Origin of the sequence: Cohnella sp., from assembly GCF_041640265.1 — a bacterium.
GTDB lineage: Bacteria > Bacillota > Bacilli > Paenibacillales > Paenibacillaceae > Cohnella.
The window spans coordinates 1-21,926 of the sequence record NZ_JBEQAP010000072.1 but is presented as its reverse complement, the minus strand read 5'-3'; the positions used below and the strand labels follow the sequence as shown (position 1 = coordinate 21,926).

25 protein-coding genes are annotated in these 21,926 nt (G+C 51.5%); 18 read left to right on the top strand and 7 right to left on the bottom strand.

The genetic code is table 11. The annotated features are described in order from the left end of the window. The 3 genes from ACESLK_RS28035 to ACESLK_RS28025 all read right to left on the bottom strand — a co-directional run. Positions 1 to 445 (bottom strand): ATP-dependent Clp protease proteolytic subunit (locus ACESLK_RS28035; protein ID WP_373233116.1); only part of this gene is annotated, 445 nt, incomplete at its 3' end. A 19-nt stretch (positions 446 to 464) separates the two neighbouring features. Beyond that, positions 465 to 971 (bottom strand): hypothetical protein, encoded by a 507-nt coding sequence (locus ACESLK_RS28030; protein WP_373233115.1) that lies wholly within the window; start codon positions 969 to 971, stop codon positions 465 to 467. Beyond that, a complete protein-coding gene (locus ACESLK_RS28025; protein ID WP_373233114.1) occupies positions 971 to 1,387 on the bottom strand; it encodes a MerR family transcriptional regulator in 417 nt (138 codons plus the stop codon). Before ACESLK_RS28025 ends, ACESLK_RS28030 begins: the two co-directional genes overlap by 1 nt. Positions 1,388 to 1,663: 276 nt before the next feature. Here ACESLK_RS28025 and nikA point away from each other — a divergent pair, with 276 nt between their 5' ends. From nikA to ACESLK_RS27990, 7 genes are all read left to right on the top strand, one after another. Then, positions 1,664 to 3,220 carry a nickel ABC transporter substrate-binding protein gene (nikA, locus tag ACESLK_RS28020; protein WP_373233113.1) on the top strand — a complete coding sequence of 519 codons (1,557 nt, stop codon included), beginning with the start codon at positions 1,664 to 1,666 and terminating at the stop codon, positions 3,218 to 3,220. Between the two features lies 1 nt (position 3,221). Next, positions 3,222 to 4,166 (top strand): nickel ABC transporter permease, encoded by a 945-nt coding sequence (nikB, locus tag ACESLK_RS28015; protein ID WP_373233112.1) that lies wholly within the window; start codon positions 3,222 to 3,224, stop codon positions 4,164 to 4,166. After that, entirely contained in the window at positions 4,163 to 5,035 is an 873-nt protein-coding gene (nikC, locus tag ACESLK_RS28010; protein ID WP_373233111.1) for a nickel transporter permease, read from the top strand. Before nikB ends, nikC begins: the two co-directional genes overlap by 4 nt. A gap of 30 nt (positions 5,036 to 5,065) precedes the next feature. After that, on the top strand, positions 5,066 to 6,055 hold the full coding sequence (locus ACESLK_RS28005) for an ABC transporter ATP-binding protein (RefSeq protein WP_373233110.1): 990 nt from the start codon (positions 5,066 to 5,068) through the stop codon (positions 6,053 to 6,055). Position 6,056: 1 nt separating this feature from the next. After that, the gene (locus tag ACESLK_RS28000) at positions 6,057 to 6,830 is read left to right on the top strand and encodes an ABC transporter ATP-binding protein (RefSeq protein WP_373233109.1); all 774 of its coding nucleotides are present in this window, start codon (positions 6,057 to 6,059) and stop codon (positions 6,828 to 6,830) included. Between the two features lie 157 nt (positions 6,831 to 6,987). Next, positions 6,988 to 7,848: a GNAT family N-acetyltransferase gene (locus ACESLK_RS27995; RefSeq protein WP_373233108.1), complete on the top strand. Its 861-nt coding sequence runs from the start codon at positions 6,988 to 6,990 to the stop codon at positions 7,846 to 7,848. 34 nt (positions 7,849 to 7,882) lie between these two features. After that, a complete protein-coding gene (locus ACESLK_RS27990; RefSeq protein WP_373233107.1) occupies positions 7,883 to 8,068 on the top strand; it encodes a hypothetical protein in 186 nt (61 codons plus the stop codon). Positions 8,069 to 8,085: 17 nt separating this feature from the next. Here ACESLK_RS27990 and ACESLK_RS27985 read toward each other — a convergent pair whose 3' ends face one another. Then, positions 8,086 to 8,703 (bottom strand): GntR family transcriptional regulator, encoded by a 618-nt coding sequence (locus ACESLK_RS27985; RefSeq protein ID WP_373233106.1) that lies wholly within the window; start codon positions 8,701 to 8,703, stop codon positions 8,086 to 8,088. 206 nt (positions 8,704 to 8,909) lie between these two features. On the opposite strand from ACESLK_RS27985, the gene garR reads away from it, so the two are divergent. The 10 genes from garR to ACESLK_RS27935 all read left to right on the top strand — a co-directional run bounded on the left by garR (position 8,910) and on the right by ACESLK_RS27935 (position 18,238). Further along, positions 8,910 to 9,800, top strand: a complete 891-nt coding sequence (gene garR / locus ACESLK_RS27980) for a 2-hydroxy-3-oxopropionate reductase (RefSeq protein WP_373233105.1) — start codon at positions 8,910 to 8,912, stop codon at positions 9,798 to 9,800. A 38-nt stretch (positions 9,801 to 9,838) separates the two neighbouring features. Next, positions 9,839 to 11,185: a GntP family permease gene (locus ACESLK_RS27975; protein WP_373233104.1), complete on the top strand. Its 1,347-nt coding sequence runs from the start codon at positions 9,839 to 9,841 to the stop codon at positions 11,183 to 11,185. Between the two features lie 11 nt (positions 11,186 to 11,196). After that, entirely contained in the window at positions 11,197 to 12,645 is a 1,449-nt protein-coding gene (locus ACESLK_RS27970; RefSeq protein ID WP_373233103.1) for a four-carbon acid sugar kinase family protein, read from the top strand. A 21-nt stretch (positions 12,646 to 12,666) separates the two neighbouring features. Beyond that, positions 12,667 to 13,560: a class II fructose-bisphosphate aldolase gene (locus ACESLK_RS27965; protein ID WP_373233102.1), complete on the top strand. Its 894-nt coding sequence runs from the start codon at positions 12,667 to 12,669 to the stop codon at positions 13,558 to 13,560. A 530-nt stretch (positions 13,561 to 14,090) separates the two neighbouring features. Beyond that, entirely contained in the window at positions 14,091 to 14,633 is a 543-nt protein-coding gene (locus ACESLK_RS27960) for a GNAT family N-acetyltransferase (protein WP_373233101.1), read from the top strand. A gap of 25 nt (positions 14,634 to 14,658) precedes the next feature. Continuing rightward, positions 14,659 to 14,805 carry a hypothetical protein gene (locus tag ACESLK_RS27955; RefSeq protein ID WP_373233100.1) on the top strand — a complete coding sequence of 49 codons (147 nt, stop codon included), beginning with the start codon at positions 14,659 to 14,661 and terminating at the stop codon, positions 14,803 to 14,805. A 419-nt stretch (positions 14,806 to 15,224) separates the two neighbouring features. Beyond that, positions 15,225 to 15,407, top strand: a complete 183-nt coding sequence (locus ACESLK_RS27950) for a hypothetical protein (protein ID WP_373233099.1) — start codon at positions 15,225 to 15,227, stop codon at positions 15,405 to 15,407. Positions 15,408 to 15,461: 54 nt separating this feature from the next. Continuing rightward, a complete protein-coding gene (locus ACESLK_RS27945) occupies positions 15,462 to 16,541 on the top strand; it encodes a LytTR family transcriptional regulator DNA-binding domain-containing protein (protein ID WP_373233098.1) in 1,080 nt (359 codons plus the stop codon). Between the two features lie 144 nt (positions 16,542 to 16,685). Next, on the top strand, positions 16,686 to 17,531 hold the full coding sequence (locus ACESLK_RS27940; RefSeq protein WP_373233117.1) for an ABC transporter ATP-binding protein: 846 nt from the start codon (positions 16,686 to 16,688) through the stop codon (positions 17,529 to 17,531). Continuing rightward, a complete protein-coding gene (locus tag ACESLK_RS27935) occupies positions 17,528 to 18,238 on the top strand; it encodes an ABC transporter permease (protein ID WP_373233097.1) in 711 nt (236 codons plus the stop codon). The genes ACESLK_RS27940 and ACESLK_RS27935 overlap by 4 nt, the downstream gene beginning before the upstream one ends. 382 nt (positions 18,239 to 18,620) lie before the next feature. On the opposite strand, the gene ACESLK_RS27930 is transcribed toward ACESLK_RS27935, so the two are convergent. Together ACESLK_RS27930 and ACESLK_RS27925 are read right to left on the bottom strand one after the other, a co-directional pair. Continuing rightward, on the bottom strand, positions 18,621 to 19,142 hold the full coding sequence (locus tag ACESLK_RS27930) for a hypothetical protein (RefSeq protein WP_373233096.1): 522 nt from the start codon (positions 19,140 to 19,142) through the stop codon (positions 18,621 to 18,623). A gap of 478 nt (positions 19,143 to 19,620) precedes the next feature. After that, on the bottom strand, positions 19,621 to 20,538 hold the full coding sequence (locus tag ACESLK_RS27925) for a DsbA family protein (RefSeq protein WP_373233095.1): 918 nt from the start codon (positions 20,536 to 20,538) through the stop codon (positions 19,621 to 19,623). Positions 20,539 to 20,671: 133 nt separating this feature from the next. On the opposite strand from ACESLK_RS27925, the gene ACESLK_RS27920 reads away from it, so the two are divergent. Continuing rightward, complete coding sequence (locus ACESLK_RS27920; protein WP_373233094.1) at positions 20,672 to 21,262, top strand: TetR/AcrR family transcriptional regulator; 591 nt, start codon at positions 20,672 to 20,674, stop codon at positions 21,260 to 21,262. Positions 21,263 to 21,337: 75 nt separating this feature from the next. Here the strand turns inward: ACESLK_RS27920 and ACESLK_RS27915 are convergent, their stop codons facing one another. Next, positions 21,338 to 21,616 (bottom strand): DsrE/DsrF/DrsH-like family protein, encoded by a 279-nt coding sequence (locus ACESLK_RS27915; protein ID WP_373233093.1) that lies wholly within the window; start codon positions 21,614 to 21,616, stop codon positions 21,338 to 21,340. Between the last annotated feature and the right edge of the window lie 310 nt (positions 21,617 to 21,926).

Here is a 21,926-nt window from a genome sequence, read left to right as displayed (position 1 = left end):
TATCTCGTAATCGAACAATGCGTTTGGCGCTTATTTCAACATCAGTTGCCTGACCTCGCGCTCCGCCGAGAGGTTGGTGAATCATGATTTCACTGTTAGGAAGTGCGAGCCGTTTACCCTTCGCTCCATTTGCCAATAAAAAGGCACCCATTGAAGCCGCCATTCCAACACACAACGTTGCTACATCAGCCTTTACTAAATGCATGGCATCGTAGATTCCCATGCCTGCTGAAATTGAACCACCTGGTGAGTTGATATACATATTGATGTCTTTTTCCGAATCCACAGCATCTAAGTATAGAAGCTGTGCGATAACGCTATTGGCAACATCGTCTGTAATTTCTCCGGACACCAATAAGATGCGGTCTTGCAGGAGCCTAGAGTAAATATCGTAGGCTCTTTCCCCCCTAGAGGATTGCTCGACAACATAAGGAATCAGATTCATGGCTATACCCCCTTCTTCATCAGTAGTCAATGCGATATTTCTTTTCTAAGTGCGAATATTCATTGTCCCTTTTACCCAGTATCCTTGGTTGAAGGGATACAATATTTGTTCCTGCATCATAAGGTGAAGCGGCATTGCTTAACTTTTTGATTCGTTCGACAACTTGTTCGTCAATCTCTACTCGATCCATTTCATCTTCTTCGACGACTAGAATCGATATTTCTTTGCTTACCGTGGTCTCGGCTGTCCATAAGCTTACTACGATGGTCGTTTCACCACATGGAATCGCGTCTTGGGTAAAGATTTCAATGATAACATCTGGGTCGAAGGCATCAACTACGATGTGTTCACGGTCATTCTCAACAAAACCATTGAGGTTATGCGAGCGGTAAACGCCTTTTGGTAGGCGTATTTGGATTTCCGCTTGTTGGGATTCGACTTCTTCATCCCGGTATAGCTGAACCCATAGATGATTCATTCCTTCTTCGTTCTCCATCTTTGACTTGGCTAATTTAAGGTCAAGCATTACGGATTTTCACCCCTTAGCGCTTGAGATACCGAATCGATAACTCTTTGTTTTAACTCCGCAGAAATTCGAGGGCTGATCGTGATAATGACATCATCCGTTATCTTTAGAGTTTCGTTTTCAATCATTCGGCTAGGCTCATACAAGGTCAATTGCTGACTTATTTTTTCGATGTCCTCCAGGGATAGTTTTCTCAATGTCTCCTGAATGGAAGCCAATGTTTCCCCGGTTCTGGATAAGGTAAGAATGGCACGGAAGTAATGGATGTGATTATCGGTGTAAACCCTTTTGTTTCCCACTAATTCAAGGGGCGGTACCATGCCAATTTGCGTGTAGTACCTTACTGTTCGCAAGTTCATGCGCGGGTCATCCTGTTGGAGAATTTCAGCAATTTGTTTAGCAGTATAGCTATTCATGGCATGCCTCCAATGACATTCAACTGTTTGTGTTACACTTAAGTGTATTATATACAGTTTACTGTAATTTTAATTCGTTTGTCAAAATAAAAGTCCACCTAAGGGTGAACTTTAAAATCGAATTAGATTATGGTTCGCACCTGTTGCTGTTGTACCAGTTACGCGGCTTTAACGACTCGCCCCTTAAAATCGTAATTATTACGTTTACAAACGTAATGATTACGATTATAATAGCCATCTGGGTAATGACTATACAGATTTGGGGAGAGAGACGCCTTGACCACAAGACATGCTGCATCCAGGGCCTTATTGATTCTGTTGACACTTTTTTTATTCGCTTCCGTCATTGGCTGCGCGACAAAGCAGCAAGATGAAGCGCAAGGAACACCGGGAATGAAGCAGCTTACGTTAATGCTGCACTTTAAATCGAGTACGCTCGACCCTCACAACGACTTTACGCCGCTTCGCGCGGGGATTACAGAGACGCTCGTGAAGCTGGACAACGACTTAAAGCTGCAAGGCTGGTTGGCTACCGAATGGGAAGCCTTGGACGAAATCACCTGGACCTTCACGATTAGAGACGGCGTCACCTTCCACGACGGGACGAAGCTGGATGCCGAAGCGGTCAAAGCGTCGTTCGAACGCGGCCTGAGCGTAAGCAAGCGCCTGGCCGGATTGAAGATCAGTTCTATGGAGGCGGACGGACAAAAGCTGAAGATCGTCACGGCCGAGCCGAACCCCGCGCTGCCCTCGGAGCTCGTCAACCCGTATGCGTCCGTGGTCAGCGTCGCTGCCGAAGAAGCGATGGGCACAGAAGCGTTCAACAATACTCCGGTCGGGACGGGACCCTTTAAGGTAACGAAGTTTACGCCGAATATCGAAGCGCACTTGGAACGTTACGAAGATTACTGGGATGGGAAAGCCAAGCTGGATCAGGCCGTCGTTTTGTTTAACGAGGACGCGAATGTCCGGACGTTGGCGCTCCAATCGGGAGAAGCGGATATCGCTTGGAGCTTGCCGGCCGAAAGTATCCGAGTGATCGAGAACGAGGCGGGGCTTCGTGTTGAATCCTTGGCAAGTCTTCGCGTACACTTCGTGCTGTACAACCAAGACAAACCTCAAATGCAGGATTTGTCCGTGAGACAAGCTTTGAACCACTTGCTCGATCGAGAGAGCGCGGCGAATGATGTAATGCTCGGCAATGCCACGCCGGCGAACGGTCCCTTCAACAGTAAGCTTCCATTCGGCAGCGACGCTCCCGCCGTGGAGCACAATATCGAAAAAGCGAAGCAACTGTTAATGAACGCTGGCTATGTACTAGGAACAGACGGGAAGATGTCGAAAGACGGTCAGCCGCTCAAGTTGGAGCTTATCACGTACAGCGCAAGACCGGAGCTGCCATTGATCGCGCAGCTGCTGCAGTCCGATGCAGCTAAAGCGGGGGTTACGATCGAGATTAAGACGGTCGAAGATTCGGATCATTATTTAAGGGGAAATCGGGACTGGGATTTGGCGACATATAGCAACTTGACCGCTCCCCGCGGTGACGGCGGCTTCTTCCTGAACAGCGCTTTCGCACCTGGAGGATCGCTTAACCCTGGCAACATCGATGTTCCCGAACTCAACGCGGTCCTGCAGCAACTGAACAACGAGAGCGACGTAACGAAGAGAAACAAGTTCATCGCGCAAGCCGTCGCCGTTATCGACAAGGAAGTGCTGCACAGCTATGCGGTGTTCCCGAATTTGATTATCGGAGTCAATGAGCGGATTGTAAACTGGTCTCCGGGCAGAGAAGAGTTCTACATTTTGACTTCTACGATGGATGTGAAGTAAGTTGCTGGTTCTCGTTCGAAAAAGATGCACCCAGCTGATCTTGGTTTTATTCGTGCTTTCGCTCGTCACCTTCACGCTAATGAAGCTGGCGCCGGGCGATCCGGTCAGAACAATTCTTCAGCCGGATGAATTTATGGTTACTGCAGCGGATGAGGCCGAGCTCCGAAAGGAGCTCGGTTTAGATCAGCCTCTACCTGTGCAATACGGACGCTGGCTGCTCAAGGTGGTTCAGTTGGACTTCGGGATATCGCATCTTACGGGGAAACCCGTAACGGAGCTGATCGTAAGCCGACTTCCAGTGACCCTGCAGCTGGCCGGCGGTGCGCTTGTCCTCATGCTGCTGATGACGTTCCCGCTCGGAATGCTGGCTGCACGGTATGTGGGAAGATGGCCCGACCATATTAGCCGCATTCTCGCCTTCGTCGGCGCTTCGATCCCAAGCTTTTGGCTCGGGTTGATGCTTATTTATGGGTTTGCCTATAAGCTGAAATGGCTGCCTTCGATGGGCGTAGGATCCCTAGAAAATATGATCCTTCCGTGTTTTACGTTGGGCTTCGCTTTCGCCGCCATGTACGCACGCATCTTACGGGCCGGGTTGCTCGAGAGCATGTCTCAAGATTATATTGCGGCCGCGAGAGCCAGGGGACTGTCGGAGCGGCAAATATTGGTTAGGCACGCATCGAGGTCCGCTTTGCTGCCCGTCGTGACGCTATTCGGACTGAATGTCGGAACGATGCTCGGCGGCGCCGTGGTAATTGAAGTGATGTTCTCGTGGCCGGGTCTCGGAAGTATGGTGATGGGCGCCATTCGCGGAAGAGACTACCCTGTCATCCAAGGCTTCGTGCTCTTTACGGGAACGTTGGTCGTACTCATTAACTTAGCGGTCGATATCTCGTATCGCTATCTGGATCCCCGAATTCGCTACGCAAAGGAGAGTGCCCAATGACATCCGCAAGCCTACAACAGGCGACGTCTGCCGTCATTTCTCCAAGGCGGCGGTTCAGCGAACTGCTGCGACATCCTCTGCCACTGGGCGGCGCCGCGTTGCTTGCACTCATCGTGCTGATCAGTCTCGTCGGGCCAATGATCGTGCAGAACGACCCTTTGACCGTCAATATGGCGGAGCGCTTGCAGTCCCCGAGTTGGAAGTATCCGCTGGGCACCGATGCCATGGGGCGTTGCTTATTCACAAGACTCGCGCTCGGCGCTCAATATACCCTCGGAATCACCGCGCTGGTCGTAGCCGCCATCATAGGAATTGGCATCCCGTCGGGATTATGGTCAGGGTATAAGGGCGGGCGCTTGGATGCGTTCATCATGAGGTTTAACGACGGCATTACGGCACTGCCCGAGTTTATCTTGGCAATCGCGATCGCGGGTTTTCTCGGCAGCAGCCTCACCCACTTAATGATTGCAATCGTGGCCGTCAAATGGACGGGGTATGCTCGGATCGTCAGGAGTGTCGTCCTTTCGGAGAAGGAAAAGGAGTATGTGCTTGCTGCAAGGGTTGGAGGATGCAGCACTTGGAAGATCATGTGGCGCCACCTAACGCCTCAAATTATGCCTCCCGTGTTAGTGTTAGCGGCATTAGACGTTGGGAAGGTCATTCTCACCATCTCGTCTCTATCTTATTTGGGGTTGGGGGCGCAACCGCCGACACCGGAATGGGGCGCCATGCTGAACGACGGACGACCCTACTTCCAATCGGCGCCGGAGCTGATGCTCATTCCTGGCGCGGCGATCTTCCTGGTCGTGATGGCTTGCAATCTGGTCGGCGACGGCTTGCGCGATATCTTCGATGTCAAAGGCTCGTAAACGGTGCATAGCTGAGAGGAGGCCGCGACCATGGAACAAGGAAGTGCATCCACATCCGTGCTTGTGATCGAAAATGTAGACATCGACGTGACGAATGTGAAGGGTCAAGCGATCAAAAAGGTCGTTCATGACTTGAATTTGGACCTGCGTGCCGGGGAGATGCTGGCTCTCGTCGGCGAAAGCGGAAGCGGAAAAAGCGTAACGTCATCATCGATCCTGGGTATGCTGTCTAAGCCGCTTCGGATGACGGGCGGACGCATCCTCGTCAACGGCGCTTCGATCGGCAGCATGTCGGAAAAGGAGTTAAGAAGCTTTAGGGGCAGGCATATCGGATACCTCTTTCAAAACTATCAAGGAAGCTTCACGCCCTTTCTCACGATCGGAAAACAAATGGTCGAAATCATTCGTAGACACACCTCGACCACGGCTAAGAAGGCGAAAGAAACGGCGATGGGTTGGCTTGAGAGGGTGCGGTTGCCTGCCGAGCGCGCTTTCCGAAGCTTTCCCTTCCAACTGAGCGGGGGGCAGTTGCAGAGAGCATCGCTGGCAGCCGCATTGATGCTGAAGCCCTCTCTAATCATCGCGGATGAACCGACTACCGCTTTGGATGTCGTCACGGGGGAGCACATTCTCGATTTGCTTCGAGAGTTGAAAGAAGAGACAGGCTGCGCTGTTTTGTTCATCTCGCATGATCTATCCCATGTGTTCAAGCGAGCCGACCGTATGGCGGTCATGTACGCGGGACACGTCATTGAAACAGGCTCTACGGATTGTGTTTCCCGCGCTCCCCAGCATCCGTACACACAGCTGTTGATGCAGGCGAGGCCTCGTCTGACGAATCTTTCCGAACGATTGACGACGATCCCCGGAGAACCCGGGGCGGTCTCCCGAGCCGGCTGCTGCTTTGCTCCAAGATGTCCGTATCGGACGGATCGTTGTTTGACCGTCCCGAGCATGAATATCATTCATCACGAGCATGCGGTCGCCTGCCATGAAAGATTAGCGAGAGGAGAGCCGTAACTTGAACGCACTGCTGCAAATACAGCGCATTTCCAAATCCTACACAGCTGATCAACTCGTATTGACGGATGTGTCGCTCGACATCTTCAAAGGCGAATCCCTTGGAATCGTGGGGGAGAGCGGCAGCGGCAAAAGTACGTTGGCCAAGCTGATCCTAGGACTGGAGCATCCGAATTGCGGGGACATTCTGTTGAACGGAGCTTCCATCCTTGGCCTGAAGGGACGGCGCTGGAAAGAAGCCAGATCGCAGGTACAAGTCATCTTCCAAAACCCTAGCGCTTCTCTTAATCCCAAAGTCCCTATATGGAAATCCGTCGTAGAGCCGCTCGAGAATTTTCCGAACATCCGGCCGCCTTTTCTTGAGCCTGAAATACGATCGAAGCGGGACATGGCTTCAGCGCTGCTTCGTCTCGTCGGTCTCAGCGACGAATTATTGGACCGTTATCCTCACGAACTAAGCGGGGGACAGAAGCAGCGGGTCGCCATCGCTCGCGGCATCAGCCTGCATCCCGCTCTGCTGCTGTGCGACGAGCCGACCTCCAGTCTCGATGTTTCGGTTCAAGCGCAAATTTTAAATTTATTGAAGGATTTAAAGGAGCAGTATCAGCTTTCGTACTTATATATTTCGCATGATATCGCGTCCGTGCGCTTTCTTTGCGATCGAATCGGAGTGCTGCATGAAGGATTGCTAGTCGATTTGTTCCCGGTTGAGGAACTGTTTTCGAAGGAGCGTCACGCGTACACGCGTCTGCTCGTACAAGCGGCTACCGTTTGAAATGATGAGGAAGGGCAATTGGTTTATCCGGACAGCCTGCTATGATAGGATTACATCAAATGAAATATGACAATCCATCCTATAGAGGTGTCACATGAAGACTATCCGTAACCCGTGGCTGAAACTCAAAGAGGGACTCTGCCAAGAGGACTATGACTTGATTAACAGACTCCAAGAAAGGTGCATCCGCGAAGATCAGTCCACGTTGAAGCTCGAGTTGGACTACAAGGTTGGCGTATATTCAAGGACAGACTGCGCGGGTATCCGCCAAATCAATGAATTCATGTACTTTGATGGACATGACTTGATCGGCTATATGGGGATATGCGAATTCGGCGGCCCAGATACACCGTTCGAAGTGAACGGCATGGTGCATCCAGAATACAGGCGCCAAGGCGTTTTTGGGACATTAAGCAGGCTTGTTATGGCTGAGTGGAAGCACAGATCTCCCAAGAGTATGCTTCTCTTAAGCGATCGGAAGTCAGAAGCTGGGCAAACGTTCATCCAAGGAACTGGAGCAAGTTACCATCATTCGGAGTATGAGATGTATCTTCGGGTGGATCGACCGGAGATACACAATGACTTAGAGGGCATCACATTTCGGAAAGCGACGAATGCGGATGCGCGGGAGATTCACCGTCAGAATGCGATATACTTTGGCGACGAATCGAGGGATGAGGAGACAAACGATCCAAGGGAAGGGATGATCCTGCCTGAGGAGGAAGAAAAGAGGGGCATGACCATCTACCTTGCAGAGGCTGAGAAACAGGTCGTCGGGAAAGTCCATATCCAGTTGTCCTCCGGCATTGGAGGCATCTATGGTCTGGGCGTTCTGCCCGAGCATCGCGGTAAGGGATTTGGAAGAGCGACTCTTTTGAAGGCGATTGATAAGCTGAAGGAAGCGAGCGCAGGGGACATTATGCTGCAAGTGGCCGTGGAGAACGCCAATGCACTCCGGCTCTATCAATCCTGCGGTTTCGTGGAGACCTCGACGATGGATTATTATGAGCTAAAATGACCCTCCCATATGAAGAGCAGCGGGCCATCCCACAATGGATGGCCCATTTTTCTTTAAAGCTTGCCATTACAGACAGCGCGGAAAACCGTATCACAAAAAAGTGCAAGTCGTCGATGAGATCGATCTATTGCGCTTCGACGCGGAGATCGCCGCCGGGATCACGGACTGGATGCGCAGCCAAGGGGGCGCGTCACTCGACGACATTCGCGGTATCGTCTAGAAGCCGATATTCAGTGACTATTGTTTCAGCAAGTGCAGACAAAATTCCAAATCAGCCCGCAAATGTTCCTTCATCAGGCGTTCCGCTTCGTCCCCGTCATGAGCTCGGATGGCATCGCATATTTCTTGATGCTCGTCGAGCAGAAAGGGACGCCGATACATCACGACGGTCTTTCGGAACAAATAGATGATGGATTGCATCCGGTCGATAATATCAATCATTTGCGGGTTATTACTGGATTGCACGATCAGATTGTGGAACTCTTCGTTCGCTTTCATCGTTTCGTCGGCAGGCCCCCGGCGGGCTATGTCAATGCATTCCTGGAGCCGATCCAGGGCAGTGTCATCCATGAATGACGCCGCACAGCGAGCGGAGAACCCCTCCAGCAAAATGCGAACCTGAAAAATGTTGCTCAGGTCTCCGGCTGTCGGATTAACGACCCTTTTTTGTTTGATCAGTCCTTCTTGCTCCAGCTTTCGAATCGACTCGCGAATCGGCGTCCGGCTGACGCCTAACTCTTCCGCCAATCGTTCCTCCACCAGCTTCGTCCCTCGAGGGTACTCTCCGGTTAATATTTTATCCCTAATAAATTCATAGGAGGTCAAATAGGCAAGTTGAAACGGTTGCTTGCTCATGTAAATGTCCTTCCCTCTTTCACATTTCCTCGATGAAGAATAATTCATTTTGTATTCACTCATAATAAAGTATAAAGCGGCGCAAGCACAAAGGAAAGTAACTTCAATAAAATGCATTCACTTTTCACATTTTTGTATACAAAAATAAAAATATTGTGTACAATGGCGTTGGATAACATAATGAAAGCGCTTCAGGGGGGCTTCGAATGAACGTAGGTTTTATAGGAATCGGCATTATGGGGAAACCGATGTCTCGAAATTTATTAAAGGAAGGCTTCGCATTGACGGTCGCCGATGTGAATGAGGCGGCGGTCCGCGAGCTGGTCCAGGAAGGAGCCAAGAGCGCTTCGTCTCCGATGGAGGTCGCTCGTGAGAGCGATGTCATCATCACGATGCTGCCGAACAACGCGATTGTTAGGAATGTGATTCTCGGCGACAACGGCATCGTCCATGGAGCCAAGCCGGGCGCGATCGTCGTGGATATGAGCTCGGTTTCGCCGATCGTTTCGAAGGAGGTCGCGGCGGCATTGAGAGAGCATGGATTGCATCTGCTGGATGCCCCGGTGAGCGGCGGAGAGCCGAAAGCGATCGACGGAACGTTAGCGATCATGGTTGGCGGCGAGGAGGAGATTTATAAGAAAGCGGAGCCCGTATTGGCCGCTATGGGGAAGGATATTACGCTGGTCGGCGGCAACGGGTGCGGCTCCATTGCGAAGCTTGCGAACCAAATCATCGTGAACGTTAATATCGCAGCGATGTCCGAAGCGTTCGTCTTGGCAGCCAAATCGGGAATCGACGTGGAGAAGATGTATCAAGCGATCCGCGGAGGATTGGCCGGAAGCACTGTTCTGGACGCGAAAGCGCCGATGGTTCTGGAGAGAAACTTTCAACCAGGCGGCCGGATCGACATTAATATGAAGGACTTGACCAATGTGATGGAAGCGGCGGAGAAGGAGAACGTACCGCTGCCGTTAACGAGTCATGTCCTGGAAGTGTTCCAAGCGTTGGAGAGGGAAGGGAAACAAGGCCTGGACCACAGCGGAATCATTCAATACTATGAGAGCCTAACGGGTGTCAAGGTTGAGAAACGTAAATAAGAGGATGTTTATTATACGATAAAGGAGCTTACAGAACTATGGTAACGGGTCCAATGTTGATCGTGATCTTTCTATTGGCTTTAGCAGCTCTATTTTTCCTCATTTTGAAACTCAAGGTTGAGCCTTTCTTATCTTTGATCCTCGTTGCCTTCGCTACGGCGCTGGTCATCGGCATGCCGCTCAAGGATGTTTCAAGCACCGTGACGACCGGATTCGGCAATACGCTGGCAGGCGTCGGCATTCTAATCGGTCTCGGCGTTATTTTCGGCCAATTCCTGGCTGCATCGGGCGCCGTAGAGAAGATCGCGCAAGCGGTTCTAAAGGCGTTCGGTCCCAAAGGCTCTCCCGCGGGGCTCGGATTGACGGGTACGATCGTATCGATTCCGGTATTCTTCGATGCGGCGTTCGTGATCTTGAGCGGCCTGATCAAGAGCTTGGCGACCAAGACGGGAATCGCCGTCATGTCCTTCACAACCGCTCTCGGCATAGGCTTGATCGTTTCGCATAACATGGTTGCCCCGACGCCCGGTCCGCTCGTTGTCGCTGAGAATACCGGATCCGATTTAGGCTTGTTTATTCTGTACGGCATTCTTTGCGCCATTCCGGCCACTTTAGTAGGCGGATATTTGTACGGGATGTACATCGGCAAGCGGTTAAAGCATTCGGGCGAAATTCATGTGGAAGAGGCCTCCTCGGAGCAAGCGAAGCCGCGTAAAGAAATTAGTACGGGTCTGTCGTTCGCCATGCTTTGCCTGCCGATCGTCCTCATCTTGTTGAACACGATTTCGAAGCTGGCATTTCCCGATACGACGATTTCGGCTTTATTCGGATTTATTGGCGACAAAAATGTTGCTTTATTGATTAGCACTATCGTCGCTATTATTGTGCTTCGGCCTTACATCACGGCGGAGAATTCCAAACTGTACGCGGAAGCGATCAATTCGGCCGGCATTATTATGTTGATCACCGGAGCAGGAGGGGCCTTCGGCGCGGTCATTAACAAGAGCGGCATAGGCGACTATTTAATCGCCACCATGCAAGATCTGAGCATTCCGATTTTGTTGTTGGCGTTTATTTTCTCGCAAATTCTAAGGGCGTCGCTCGGTTCCGCGACGGTGGCGCTCGTAACGACCTCGAGCATCTTGGGACCGATGATCGGCGATCTGGGCGTGTCTCCGATTCTGCTCGGTCTTGCGATCTGCGCCGGCGGCATCGGTTTGTCGCTGCCGAACGACTCGGGCTTCTGGGTCGTTAGCAGATTCGGCAATCTCACGGTCACCCAAACCTTGAAAGCGTGGACCTTGGGCGGCTTCATCGCAGGCTTGACGGCGCTGGCAACGGTATTCGCATTAAGCTTGTTCAGCGGAATCTTGCCGGGAATTTAAATGGGTAAAGGATGGCGTTAGCGGTGTATAACGGAAAGAGAATGGCGAGAGAAGTATTCGAAAACCTTACTGAAGTCGATAGCGCCTCAGTTCATGAAACCTTAGAGAAAGAACTGCAGCAGTTTAATAGAAAAATGGTCGTGCTGGACGACGATCCGACGGGCGTTCAAACCGTTCATGGCCTCTCGGTGTATACCGACTGGTCGATGGACAGCATTGAACAAGGATTTCGCGAGAAACAGCCGATGTTCTTTATCCTGACGAATTCCCGGGGGATGATCGCTAGCGAAAGCGAAGCGGCGCATCGGGAAATCGCGGAGAATGTGGCGGCCGTATCGAGGAAGCTGAATCAGCCGTTCGTGATCGTCAGCCGGGGCGACTCCACCCTCCGGGGACATTATCCTTTGGAGACGGAAACGCTTAAGGAAACGATTGAAGCCCGGTCGGATTTGCGCTTCGACGGCGAAGTGATCATCCCGTTCTTCAAAGAAGGCGGACGTTTGACCGTCGACAACATCCATTATGTTCAGTATGGAGATGAGCTGGTTCCCGCAGGGGAAACGGAATTTGCGAAGGATCGGACCTTCGGCTATACAAAATCTCATTTGGGCGAATGGGTGGAAGAAAAATCGGGTGGACGGTACAAGGCCGAAGACGCAACCTATATTTCGCTTGAGGACATTCGGGCGATGAACCTCGATCGCATCACGGATCAATTGCTTCAAGTGAGCGGCTTTCATAAAGTCATCGTCAACGCCGCCGATTACACGGACGTGGAAGTTTTTACGATCGCGTTGATTCGGGCGATGAAGTCCGGCAAACATTTTGCGTTCCGCAGCGCGGCTGCGTTCACGAAGGTGATCGGCGGCGTAGGCGACAGGCCGCTGCTCACGAGAGATGAACTCATTCGGGAGGATCATCGCCGCGGGGGCCTTGTTCTTGTCGGTTCTCATGTCCAAAAAACGACGGAACAGCTGGAAGAATTGAAACAATGCTCATTTATCGAGTTTATCCAGTTGGACAGCCACCTGGTTGTAGAGCCGGACAAGTTTGCGGTTGAGGTCGATCGCGTCATTGCCGAGGCTGAGAAGAGGTTAACCGCAGGAACAACCGTAACGGTCTACACAAGACGGGAAAGACTCGATCTTGGGGAAGGCAAACAAGAGGAAGAACTGAAGCTTTCCGTGAAAATTTCGGATGCGGTGACAAGCATCGTGCAGCGGCTGCAGGTTCGCCCGAGCTATATTTTGGCAAAAGGCGGTATTACGTCGAGCGATATCGGAACCAAAGGTCTTCAAGTGCAGAGAGCGACTGTAGCCGGCCAAATCAAGCCGGGAATCCCGGTATGGATCACGGGGAATGAAAGCAAGTTTCCCGGGATTCCTTACATCATTTTCCCGGGAAACGTCGGCGCAAAGACGACGCTGAGGGAAACGGTAGAACTGTTGGATAACCGATAATCATCTATGGGGGCCAGTCCGATGCGATTCAACACCAAACAAATCCTCGTGGATGCGCAGCAGGGGGAGTATGCAGTTGCCGCCTTTAACGTCTATAGCTTAGAGACCGTACAAGCGGCGATCAGCGTCGCGGAGAAAGAAAACCAGCCGGTCATCATCGCCTTGGGAGAAAGATATTTTCCGACAGTGGACGTCGAAGGGTTTGCGGCGCTCGTGCAAGCAATGGCGGGGAAGTCCCGCGTGCCGGTGGCGCTTCATCTCGATCATGCCTATGAGAAATCGTCGATCATTCGCGCCATCCGCTGCGGATTTACGTCCGTTATGTATGATGGATCGAAGTTCGATCTGGAGGAAAACATTCAGCGGACGAAGGAGATTGTCGAGATCGCCCATAAGGCGGGGGTATCCGTTGAAGCGGAGATCGGCTCCGTCGCCAGAGGCGCGTTCTCCGACGAGGAAGACGGAGACGGGACGTTGACGGATCCGGAGTCGGCTAAACGGTTCGTCGCCGAAACAGGAGTCGATTTCTTGGCTGCTGCGATCGGTACGGTCCACGGGATGTATACGGGTGAGCCGAAGATCGATCTTGCCCTGCTGGAACGGATTCGCTCGGAGGTACAAGTCCCGCTTGTCCTTCACGGCGGTTCGGGAACGCCGGACGATGTCATTTCGCAAGCCATCCGCTCCGGCATATGCAAAATCAACGTCAATACGGAAATATCGATGGCGGCAGTAGCTCATCTGCTGAAATTTGCCGCAGATGCATCCGCCAGCAAAGTGCATTTGTCCACGATTATGGCGCATATGCAGCAATCGATGGAGCCGGTCATGACGAAATTCGTCCGGCTGTTTGCGCAAATGGAGAGGAAACATAGGCGCATGGGTATCGATCTCGAGGAGTGGGATTCTTTGTGACTGTACCGACAACGGGAACGAGCAACCGGTTCTAATCGTAGATCCGATGAAGTCGGGTTCTAAAAACTACCGCAGGCGCTGTCCTGCGGTAGTTTTTTTTATGGGCTCAGGCATGGGCTTCGAGACCTAAAAAAGCGAACATTAATTCGACATAAAGTGATAGAATCATTTGTGATGGCTTCTATGCTTCTACTAACCGTTTACGCGTCGCCGAAAGAGGGTTAAAGGATTGAACCTGCCAGACGTGCTCACTCCGATTGTCGTTTATTCATTACCCATGATATTAAAGCGGCTTATACGATTTCCGATGCCCTTGCGGTCATGGAGAAAGGGCAGGTGGCCGAATACAGTCAGAGTAAAGAGAAATTTCTGCTGTCGTCTCACCCCGCTGTGAAAAGCCTACTGAGGTCGATGCTTGCGGAACATCCGAGGCACCGCACTAAGAGCGGGAATGACCTCCATTGTGGTGAACCGTGACGGAACAGGCGCGAATACATGAAGTCACTTGATGTGGAAGGAAGGAATAACTCATGCAAAAAATCGAAACGAATCGATTGGTATTAAGAAACTTCTCCCTGGCTGATGCTCCAGGGCTGTTGGAGTATTCGACGAATCCCAGAGTGAGCTGCTTCCTTGATGGAAAACTGAGCACATTAGAAGAAGCTGTCTCGGAGGTTCAGAACAGAAGCGGCGATGATTCTCATATTGCGGTCTGCTTAAAAGACGGCGACTCTCTTATTGGAGACTTATTCTGTATGAAGGAAGAACCCGATACCTTTAATGTAGGATGGAATTTCAATGCCAAGTACGAGGGCAAGGGATACGCAAGTGAAAGTGCAGAAGCGTTATTGGAGTACCTCTTTATGCAAAAAGAAGCAAGAAGGCTGTATGCGTATGTCGAGGACGATAACTTCAGATCCCAAAAATTATGCGAAAAATTGGGTATGCGTAAAGAAGGCTGCATGATGGAATTCGTTTCATTTACGAATAACGAAGATGGAACACCCAAATATGAAAATACCAATCTCTATGCATTGCTAAAAAAGGAATGGCTGCAACGGTCTCGACAATAAGGGGAAGCGGAGATCGGAGGGCGCCATGAATCGGAACGGAGCAGATGCCCGCGAGCCAATGGCGGCGCGGGCTTTGCCTTGCGGCGATATGCCGGTCATTCTCCGTTCACGGACGATGGCATTCCCGAGCGCCTCCCGCGTCCGGACCAAAGCGCATAACCTAACCAGATGAAAGCCAGCCCCATCGGCGCCGCCAGGGTCCGGTCGAGCGGATGGGGAATGACAGCGCCGGCGAGAGTCACCACCGCGCCAAGGCAAGCAGGACAGCCGCCATACCCATGAGGCTGAGTTGACGGAAGAGAGCCGCTCCGAGGGTGAATGAATTACAGTATGCCTGCCAATATGGCCAATAGGCCTGCCCGCCCAACCGAGAAGCCCCGCCGCTGTAGGGGCCGATTCGGTTTCTTTTCCTTATGGCTTGTCGTTCATGCGATTCCCTCTTTTCTGCTGTTATGACAACAAGGTATCAAAACAAGCCCGCTTTTACTTTTCAATTCTTGCTGAAATCTTCTCTCTCGGGTCGCTCAACGATTCTGTCGGCTACCTCTGTGATATACTGATCACGAAACGACTGGTAAGTACAAAAGGGAGATGAGCGGGGTAGCCTTTGAAGTGGACTTGGCCGGAGATTACAGAACGAAGATTCGCTCCCGTTCGCAGATGCTGCTGGACCGCATGGACGAAACCGTGAAGGGTCCTTGTTACATGATTTATTCCAACTGTCAACCGGACTCGACCCGAGTCAAAAAGCTGCCCATTGATTCTGAAGGTTAATCATCGGGCGGATCGGACGGAATATCGCGAGTTACATAGAAAAGAGGAGCTTCTATGGCTTTGTTGAAATTGGTTCGTATTCCGCTTCCTGCAGAGGGAGCCGCGACAGTCCAGGTCGACCTGGAAGTCGGCTACGGTCAATGCATCGCTCTTCAATGCAACGACGATCAAGGTCGCGCTCTGGTCGAAGCGATAACCGGCGCTGCGTCGGGGGCGCGGGATTTCGTGCTGTTCCGGGGCAAGCCGCTGCGCATGAGAGACGAGGACACCTGCAAGAGAATCGGGGTGTGCGGGCTGGAGGACGGAGAGTACCCCAGATTAAAAGTCAAAGCTTATCTGGAATTTTGGGCCGGTCTGTTCGGCGTACGCCAACCGCTCGCCGAGTTGCTCCGGACGGCGGGACTGCTGGCTTTGGCCGACACTCCGATCGCTCGCTTGAACACGTCCGAGCGGCGGCGTCTTCATCTCGTCCGCTGCGCCCTCCACGATCCGGAGCTCATCGTTCTGGAGAATCCGGAGCAGGGACTTGACCTTGAAAGCTGCGCGATCGTTAGAAGAATGGCGGCGAATTGGTCGGCGGCGGGCAAAGCGCTGCTTATCACGTGCTCCTCCACCGAAAGCGCCGTGTCGTTGACCGGCGACGCCTACCGGCTAACCTCCCAAGGGGTGACAAGGCTGGCGATCCGCGAAGAAGCGGAGCCGGTGGAGCCGTACGCACAGCGAGCTTCGGATGCGCAATCGGACAAGATGGCGAAAGCGGCGCTGCACGGCGAGGCGCAGGAGGACAAGCCGCGCCCCCGGGTCGCGAAAATTCCGGCTAAAGCCGGGGACAAGATTATACTTGTCGATCCCGAGGAGATTCTGTACGTCGAAAGCAGCGACGGCCAATCGATGCTGCATCTGGAGACGGAAACGCTTGCCTGCGTGTGGACGCTTAACGAGCTGGAACTGCGCCTCGAGCCCTTTCATTTCTATCGATGTCACCGGTCCTACCTTGTTAATCTGCAGCAGGTTCGCGAGGTGATCGTCTGGACGCGCAACAGCTACAGTCTTGTCATGGCCGACCGCAGCAAGCGCGCGGTTCCGCTGTCCAAAGGCCGATACGAGGAATTGAAGCGGATGATCGGCATTTGAGCCGGGCGTCCGTTCATCCTTCGAAATGCGGGTTTGAACCCACCGAACGCTCCTTTCGCCGCCGAAATGCTGCATTCCAGTCCTCCGGCCCGCTATGATGAAGGCGCAAAACCCATTCATCCTTTCAGAAGCGAGGTCGAACACATGGAATTGGCCATTGAGGTCCATCAATTGGAAAGAAGGTACCGGGACAAGAGAGCATTGGACCGGATCAGCTTTACCGTCAAGCGAGGCGAAGTTTTCGGGTTCCTCGGACCGAGCGGTTCGGGCAAGACGACGACGGTTAAAATTTTGACGAACCAGCTTATACCGAGCGCGGGGGAAGCCACCGTCCTGAATAGACGGATGGCCGGCAAGCGGGAACCGGACCTGCTGAGCAGAATCGGCATTATGACCGACAACAGCGGGATCTACGAGCGCTTAACCGTGCTGGATAACCTCGAACTGTTTCGCGGATTGTACGCGGCGCCTCATGGTGCGGTGACCGAAACGCTGGAAAGCGTGGGGCTGTCCGATGAAGCCAAGACGCCGGTCCAACAGTTGTCCAAAGGCATGAAGCAGCGGGTAGTTCTGGCACGCGCCCTTCTTCATAAGCCCGATCTGCTGTTCCTGGACGAGCCGACGTCAGCCCTCGATCCGATGAATACCGCATTGATCCACAATACGCTGCGGGCTCTCAACCGGCAGGGAACGACCATTTTCCTGACCACCCACGATATGATGGAGGCCGAGGCGCTGTGCGATCGCGTCGCGTTTCTGAACAACGGGACGATTACCGCCCTGGACACTCCTGAGAAATTAAAGCGGCAGTATGCGGACCGCACAATCACGGTGACGACGCCGGAAGGCCGACACGTGGTGAACAACGACAGCGCGTCGGCCGACCGAATCTCCCAGTGGATGCGGTCCGGGCAGCTGTTGTCGATCCATTCCAACGAACCGACGCTCGGAGACATCTTCGTGCGGCTGACCGGGAGGAAGCTGTCATGAATTTCTCGTTACGGAGACTGCAGGCCTTTCTGACGAAAGAATGGAAAGATGCTCTTAAAAATCCGCAAATCCTGCTGACCGCCGCCATGCCGATCGTCTTCTCCTTCCTGCTTAACCGCAAGGATGCGTCCGATCCGACCGTTCTCGCCTTCCCTCTGCTGCTGGCGGTATCGATAACCGGCGCCTTCGTTCAGGCGAACATGGTGGCGGAGGAGAAGGAGAAGAATACGCTGCGCATGCTGATGCTCTCCCCCGCATCCCCCGCGGAGGTGCTGATCGGCAAAAGCTTGGCCACTTCGCTGCTGGCTGTGATCGTCATGGCCGGTTCGCTTCTCGTCACCGAGATTCCGCGCGGCAATCCTTACTGGCTGGCTCTGCTGGTCCTTCTGCTGCTCGTCACCTTTCTCGCTTTCGGCACGACGATCGGTTTGCTGTCGCGTACTGTCACCGAATCGTCGATCGTCGGATTGCCCCTGCTGCTCGTCGTCATTATGGGGCCGATGCTGGCGCCTTCCTTGGAGGCAGGATGGTTCTCGGCGGTCGTGGAATGGCTCCCTACCCAGCATTTTATTCTCGGATTGACCAAGTCCCTTGAAGCCGGAAGCGCTGCGGATCTCGGCGTTCACCTGATCGCCCTGGCCGTCTGGAGCGCTGCGGCGAGTCTGCTATGCCTGGGCGTCTACAGCCGTAAACGATTCGATAAGTAGGGAGGCGAGAGGATGAGCAAGCAGCCGAATAAAACGACTAAAAATATTTTGCTGTTCGTTGTCGTCCTAGGGGTCGTTATTATCGTCAAAAAGTACTGGCTGCCGGGCGGAATAATCGGCCTGTTCGAATGAACGCGATAAGCCTGGTTCGCGGCGCATAGCGGCCTCGGAAGTTGCGCGGGCTTCGAATTCAAGGATAAGCGGGGGAGCTTCGGGCTGCCCCGCTGTTTGTGTTTGGCATTTACCGCAAACGCAATTCCCGGGGAGGAGCCGATTGGGCGAAAAATCGGAATTAAAGATAGATTCACCCCGCTATCGCGCGCCCGTTGGCTTCGATAAAATGAGATTTGGTAAGCGATTACAACTTTCCGGCAAGGAAACATTACTTTAAAGGGGGAGAATCGTCATGAAGCAAAAACGGATATGGAGTATGCATCTTTAGCGGCTCCTTGTTGAACTGCTTGACGATATAGCTGTAATTTATCCGATCCAGTTGGTCGTAATGAGACAGGGAGCTGTCCGTAGACAGCACGAAGCTGTCGGAAGTCACGAATGAAATCGTTCGAATGTGATTCAGCTTCCCGCTGAATAAATCGGAATACACCTTCTCTTTGAATTTGCGGTTTGCTTCGTTGAGCTGATAGGTTGTATCCAGCGGAGCGTCGATAAAATCGAGAGATTGTTGATAAAGCAGCGACCAGGTCAGCCGATCGATCTCGTTCAGGTTCGTATCCAACGTGCTTTTGGTCTGTGCGACGGATTGCTGTACGAATTGGCTGGCTTGATTCTGGAAAAGATCGTTCTGCTTCTGGTAAGTAATGAAGGTGATGACGACAAGCGGAAAGATCATGAGGAACAGGATTGCCGTTAACAAAATGGAGCGGATCGAAACGGTTCGCGACATGGCTTTATTGTGCCTCCCCAATCGGTGAAACTGTGAAAGCGCCGTCAATAACAATTGCTATTCATATCCATATACAATAACACGAAGGCGGCTAAATAGAGAAGAGAATCTATAGTTCCGGTATGCGAAATACGATCTGGAAGGATGGCTCTCGTGATCCTTGCAAGGCGGAACAATTTAATGCGGAAAACCCGCGCTATTTTCACCGAGAGAGAGTGATTCGCAGAATTAGAGCGGAAAATCCGCTCTAATTCTGGAAAAAAGAGCGAATCGTGGAATTAAAGCGGGGAATCCATCTTAAATGCCTCGAAAGTGCTGAAGCAGCGAATTTAAAGCAGAAATCCCGCTTAAAATCTACAAGACGTGCACTCGCCCGACATTGCCTTTTAAATACGAGGGAGGGTAAGCGTACTATGCGCGGCTCCGGTCGATTAACGTACAGGCATCGATTTCAAAAACGGGCTGCTAGCCCGTTTTTTCATCCTTTTTTACTTGTTGTAACGTACATTTCCCCTAGAAGCTCCTTCGCTTGATAGCGGTCATACGTCAGCTCTCGTTCAACAAATGAGGCAACTTCGGATTGCCCGAGATCGTACATGACTTCAATTTCCTTGGAAAACAGCAGTTTTTCTTTCTCAAGCATGTCGGCAAAGGACGGGAGCGGTTTTGGCTGCAGTTCTTCTTGATTAAGGGTTTGTTTTAAGCCGTTGACGTAGTATTCGAACGGCCGGCCGCCGGCGATTTTTACGCCTTTATTTTCCTCGTTGATCATTATAATGGTTGGGAAGCCTCTAACCCCTAATTTTCTCGCCAGAGCAAAATCTTCATCCAATAATTGTTGGCCGACAGGCTGTTCAGCTTCGTTGACAATGGCTTCACCCTCAAGCCCAAGCTGATCCACGATTTCAATCATCACGGATTTATCCGCTATATTTTGATTAAACGCGAACAGCGCTTCTCTTGCACGGCGCAAATATTCGAATGCTTTTGCAGCAGAATGATTCTTTTGAATGACCTTAAATACACGAGAGGGAGGGTAAGAGGACTGAACCGGATTGTCAATCATTAAGGACCCGTCAATCGGCATTCTCGAATGCTGGCCTACCTCTCTCCAGTGACCGGCAACGTCGGCCGGTTTATAGATTCCGTTGGCAGGATCGATCGGTCCGTCATGCCATTTTTCCAGTAAACCGCCCATCACCGTATGAAAGTTAAAATAATGTCCATACTGCTCAACAAAACGGCGAAGAACGGGTTCAATCGCCCAGCAATGAGAACAAATCGGATCGGTTACATAATATAGATGAACCGATTTTTGCGGTTGATTAAAATCGATAACCTCCAGCTCTTCCTCGTCAGCTTCTCCGCATGCCCCTGTTTTTAAATCGCAGATCATATTTATTCCCTCCTAAGTTTGCCGATGTTTGAATTTTAGATCATAATAATAACGATCAACACCAATAGTTCCGAGGATTTGTCGTGTATACAACACATTCAAGAACTTGTCTGAAAAGTAGGGGGTTATTCGAATGACGCAATCAAAGACAGACCCTCGAGTTGTGCGTACTCGCAAATTAATTATGGATTCCTTCATCGAACTTTCAGGAAAAAAGGAATTCAAGGAGATTACCATAAAGGATATCACGACAGAGGCGATGATTAATCGCGCCACTTTTTATTATCATTTCGAAGATATCTATGACTTATTAGAAAAGGCGCTATCGGAAGTGTTGTTAGTGAATTTGAATTACGATTTCTACCAAAACGACGAATTAGATGAAGAAGCCTTCGTTAGAATCTTTAAAGCTGTAACGGATTTTCAGAAGTCGTTATCTAGCCGCTGCCATAGAGGTTACGAAGACACCATTGCTCGCATTATTAGGGAACAGCTCGAAGTCATTTTTTACAAAATGCTGTTAAAGCAGCACGAAGCCGAAAAGGATGAAGCTCTGAAAATTACGGCTGTCTTATTAAGCTGGGGCATTTACGGGGCTTCCGTTGAATGGAGACGAGAGGGGCAGAACATACTGCCGGAGCAATTTATTAAATTCGCATTTCCTTATATCCAACATGGCATTGAAGGAAGAAATAAGTCTGACAATGAGTCCCGCGCTAAGTAATCAGGAGTTAACGCCGCAGGTCCGGGAAGCAAATAGCGCAAGCTCCGAGAGGGGAATTAATCTCTCAGGCTTGCGCTATTCGTGCGTGTTCATAACATTCCGGATAGTTATATAAAGATTATGTCCCGCCAGCTCGGCTCTGCCGAGATAGTGGCCGACGCCGCCGAATTGAACGCCGTCGATCAGTTCCTCGCGCGTGATGTCCATCAGGTCCATGGACATTTGGCAGGCTACCATTTCAACCCCCTGCTCAAGGGCGCTTTGAATCAGTTCCTCTAACGAAGAAACATTTTTGCTCCGCATCAGCTGGTGGATCATCTTGGCACCGGCGCCGAGCATATTCATGGGGGACATCCCCAGCTTTTATTTGAGTATATCGAAGTTTTCTACAACAACGAACGCATTCATTCTCAAACCCCTCCCCTCCGAAGAGCCCTTGTAACGGTTGCTCAAGGCGGGAAGGGGTGTCTTTTGCGCGGCCAAGAATGTAAAAAATATTTGACATATTGTAATTCATTTTATACATTAAGTATATAATAAAGTACATGAATGAGGAGCCATTCCTGTAATGAAGTAATTTGAGCTTTGAGCAAAAAAGCGCCACTTAGTATACTGGGAAGCGTTCCGACCAAAGAACATATCCCAAATACGAAAGAGGCGCTCA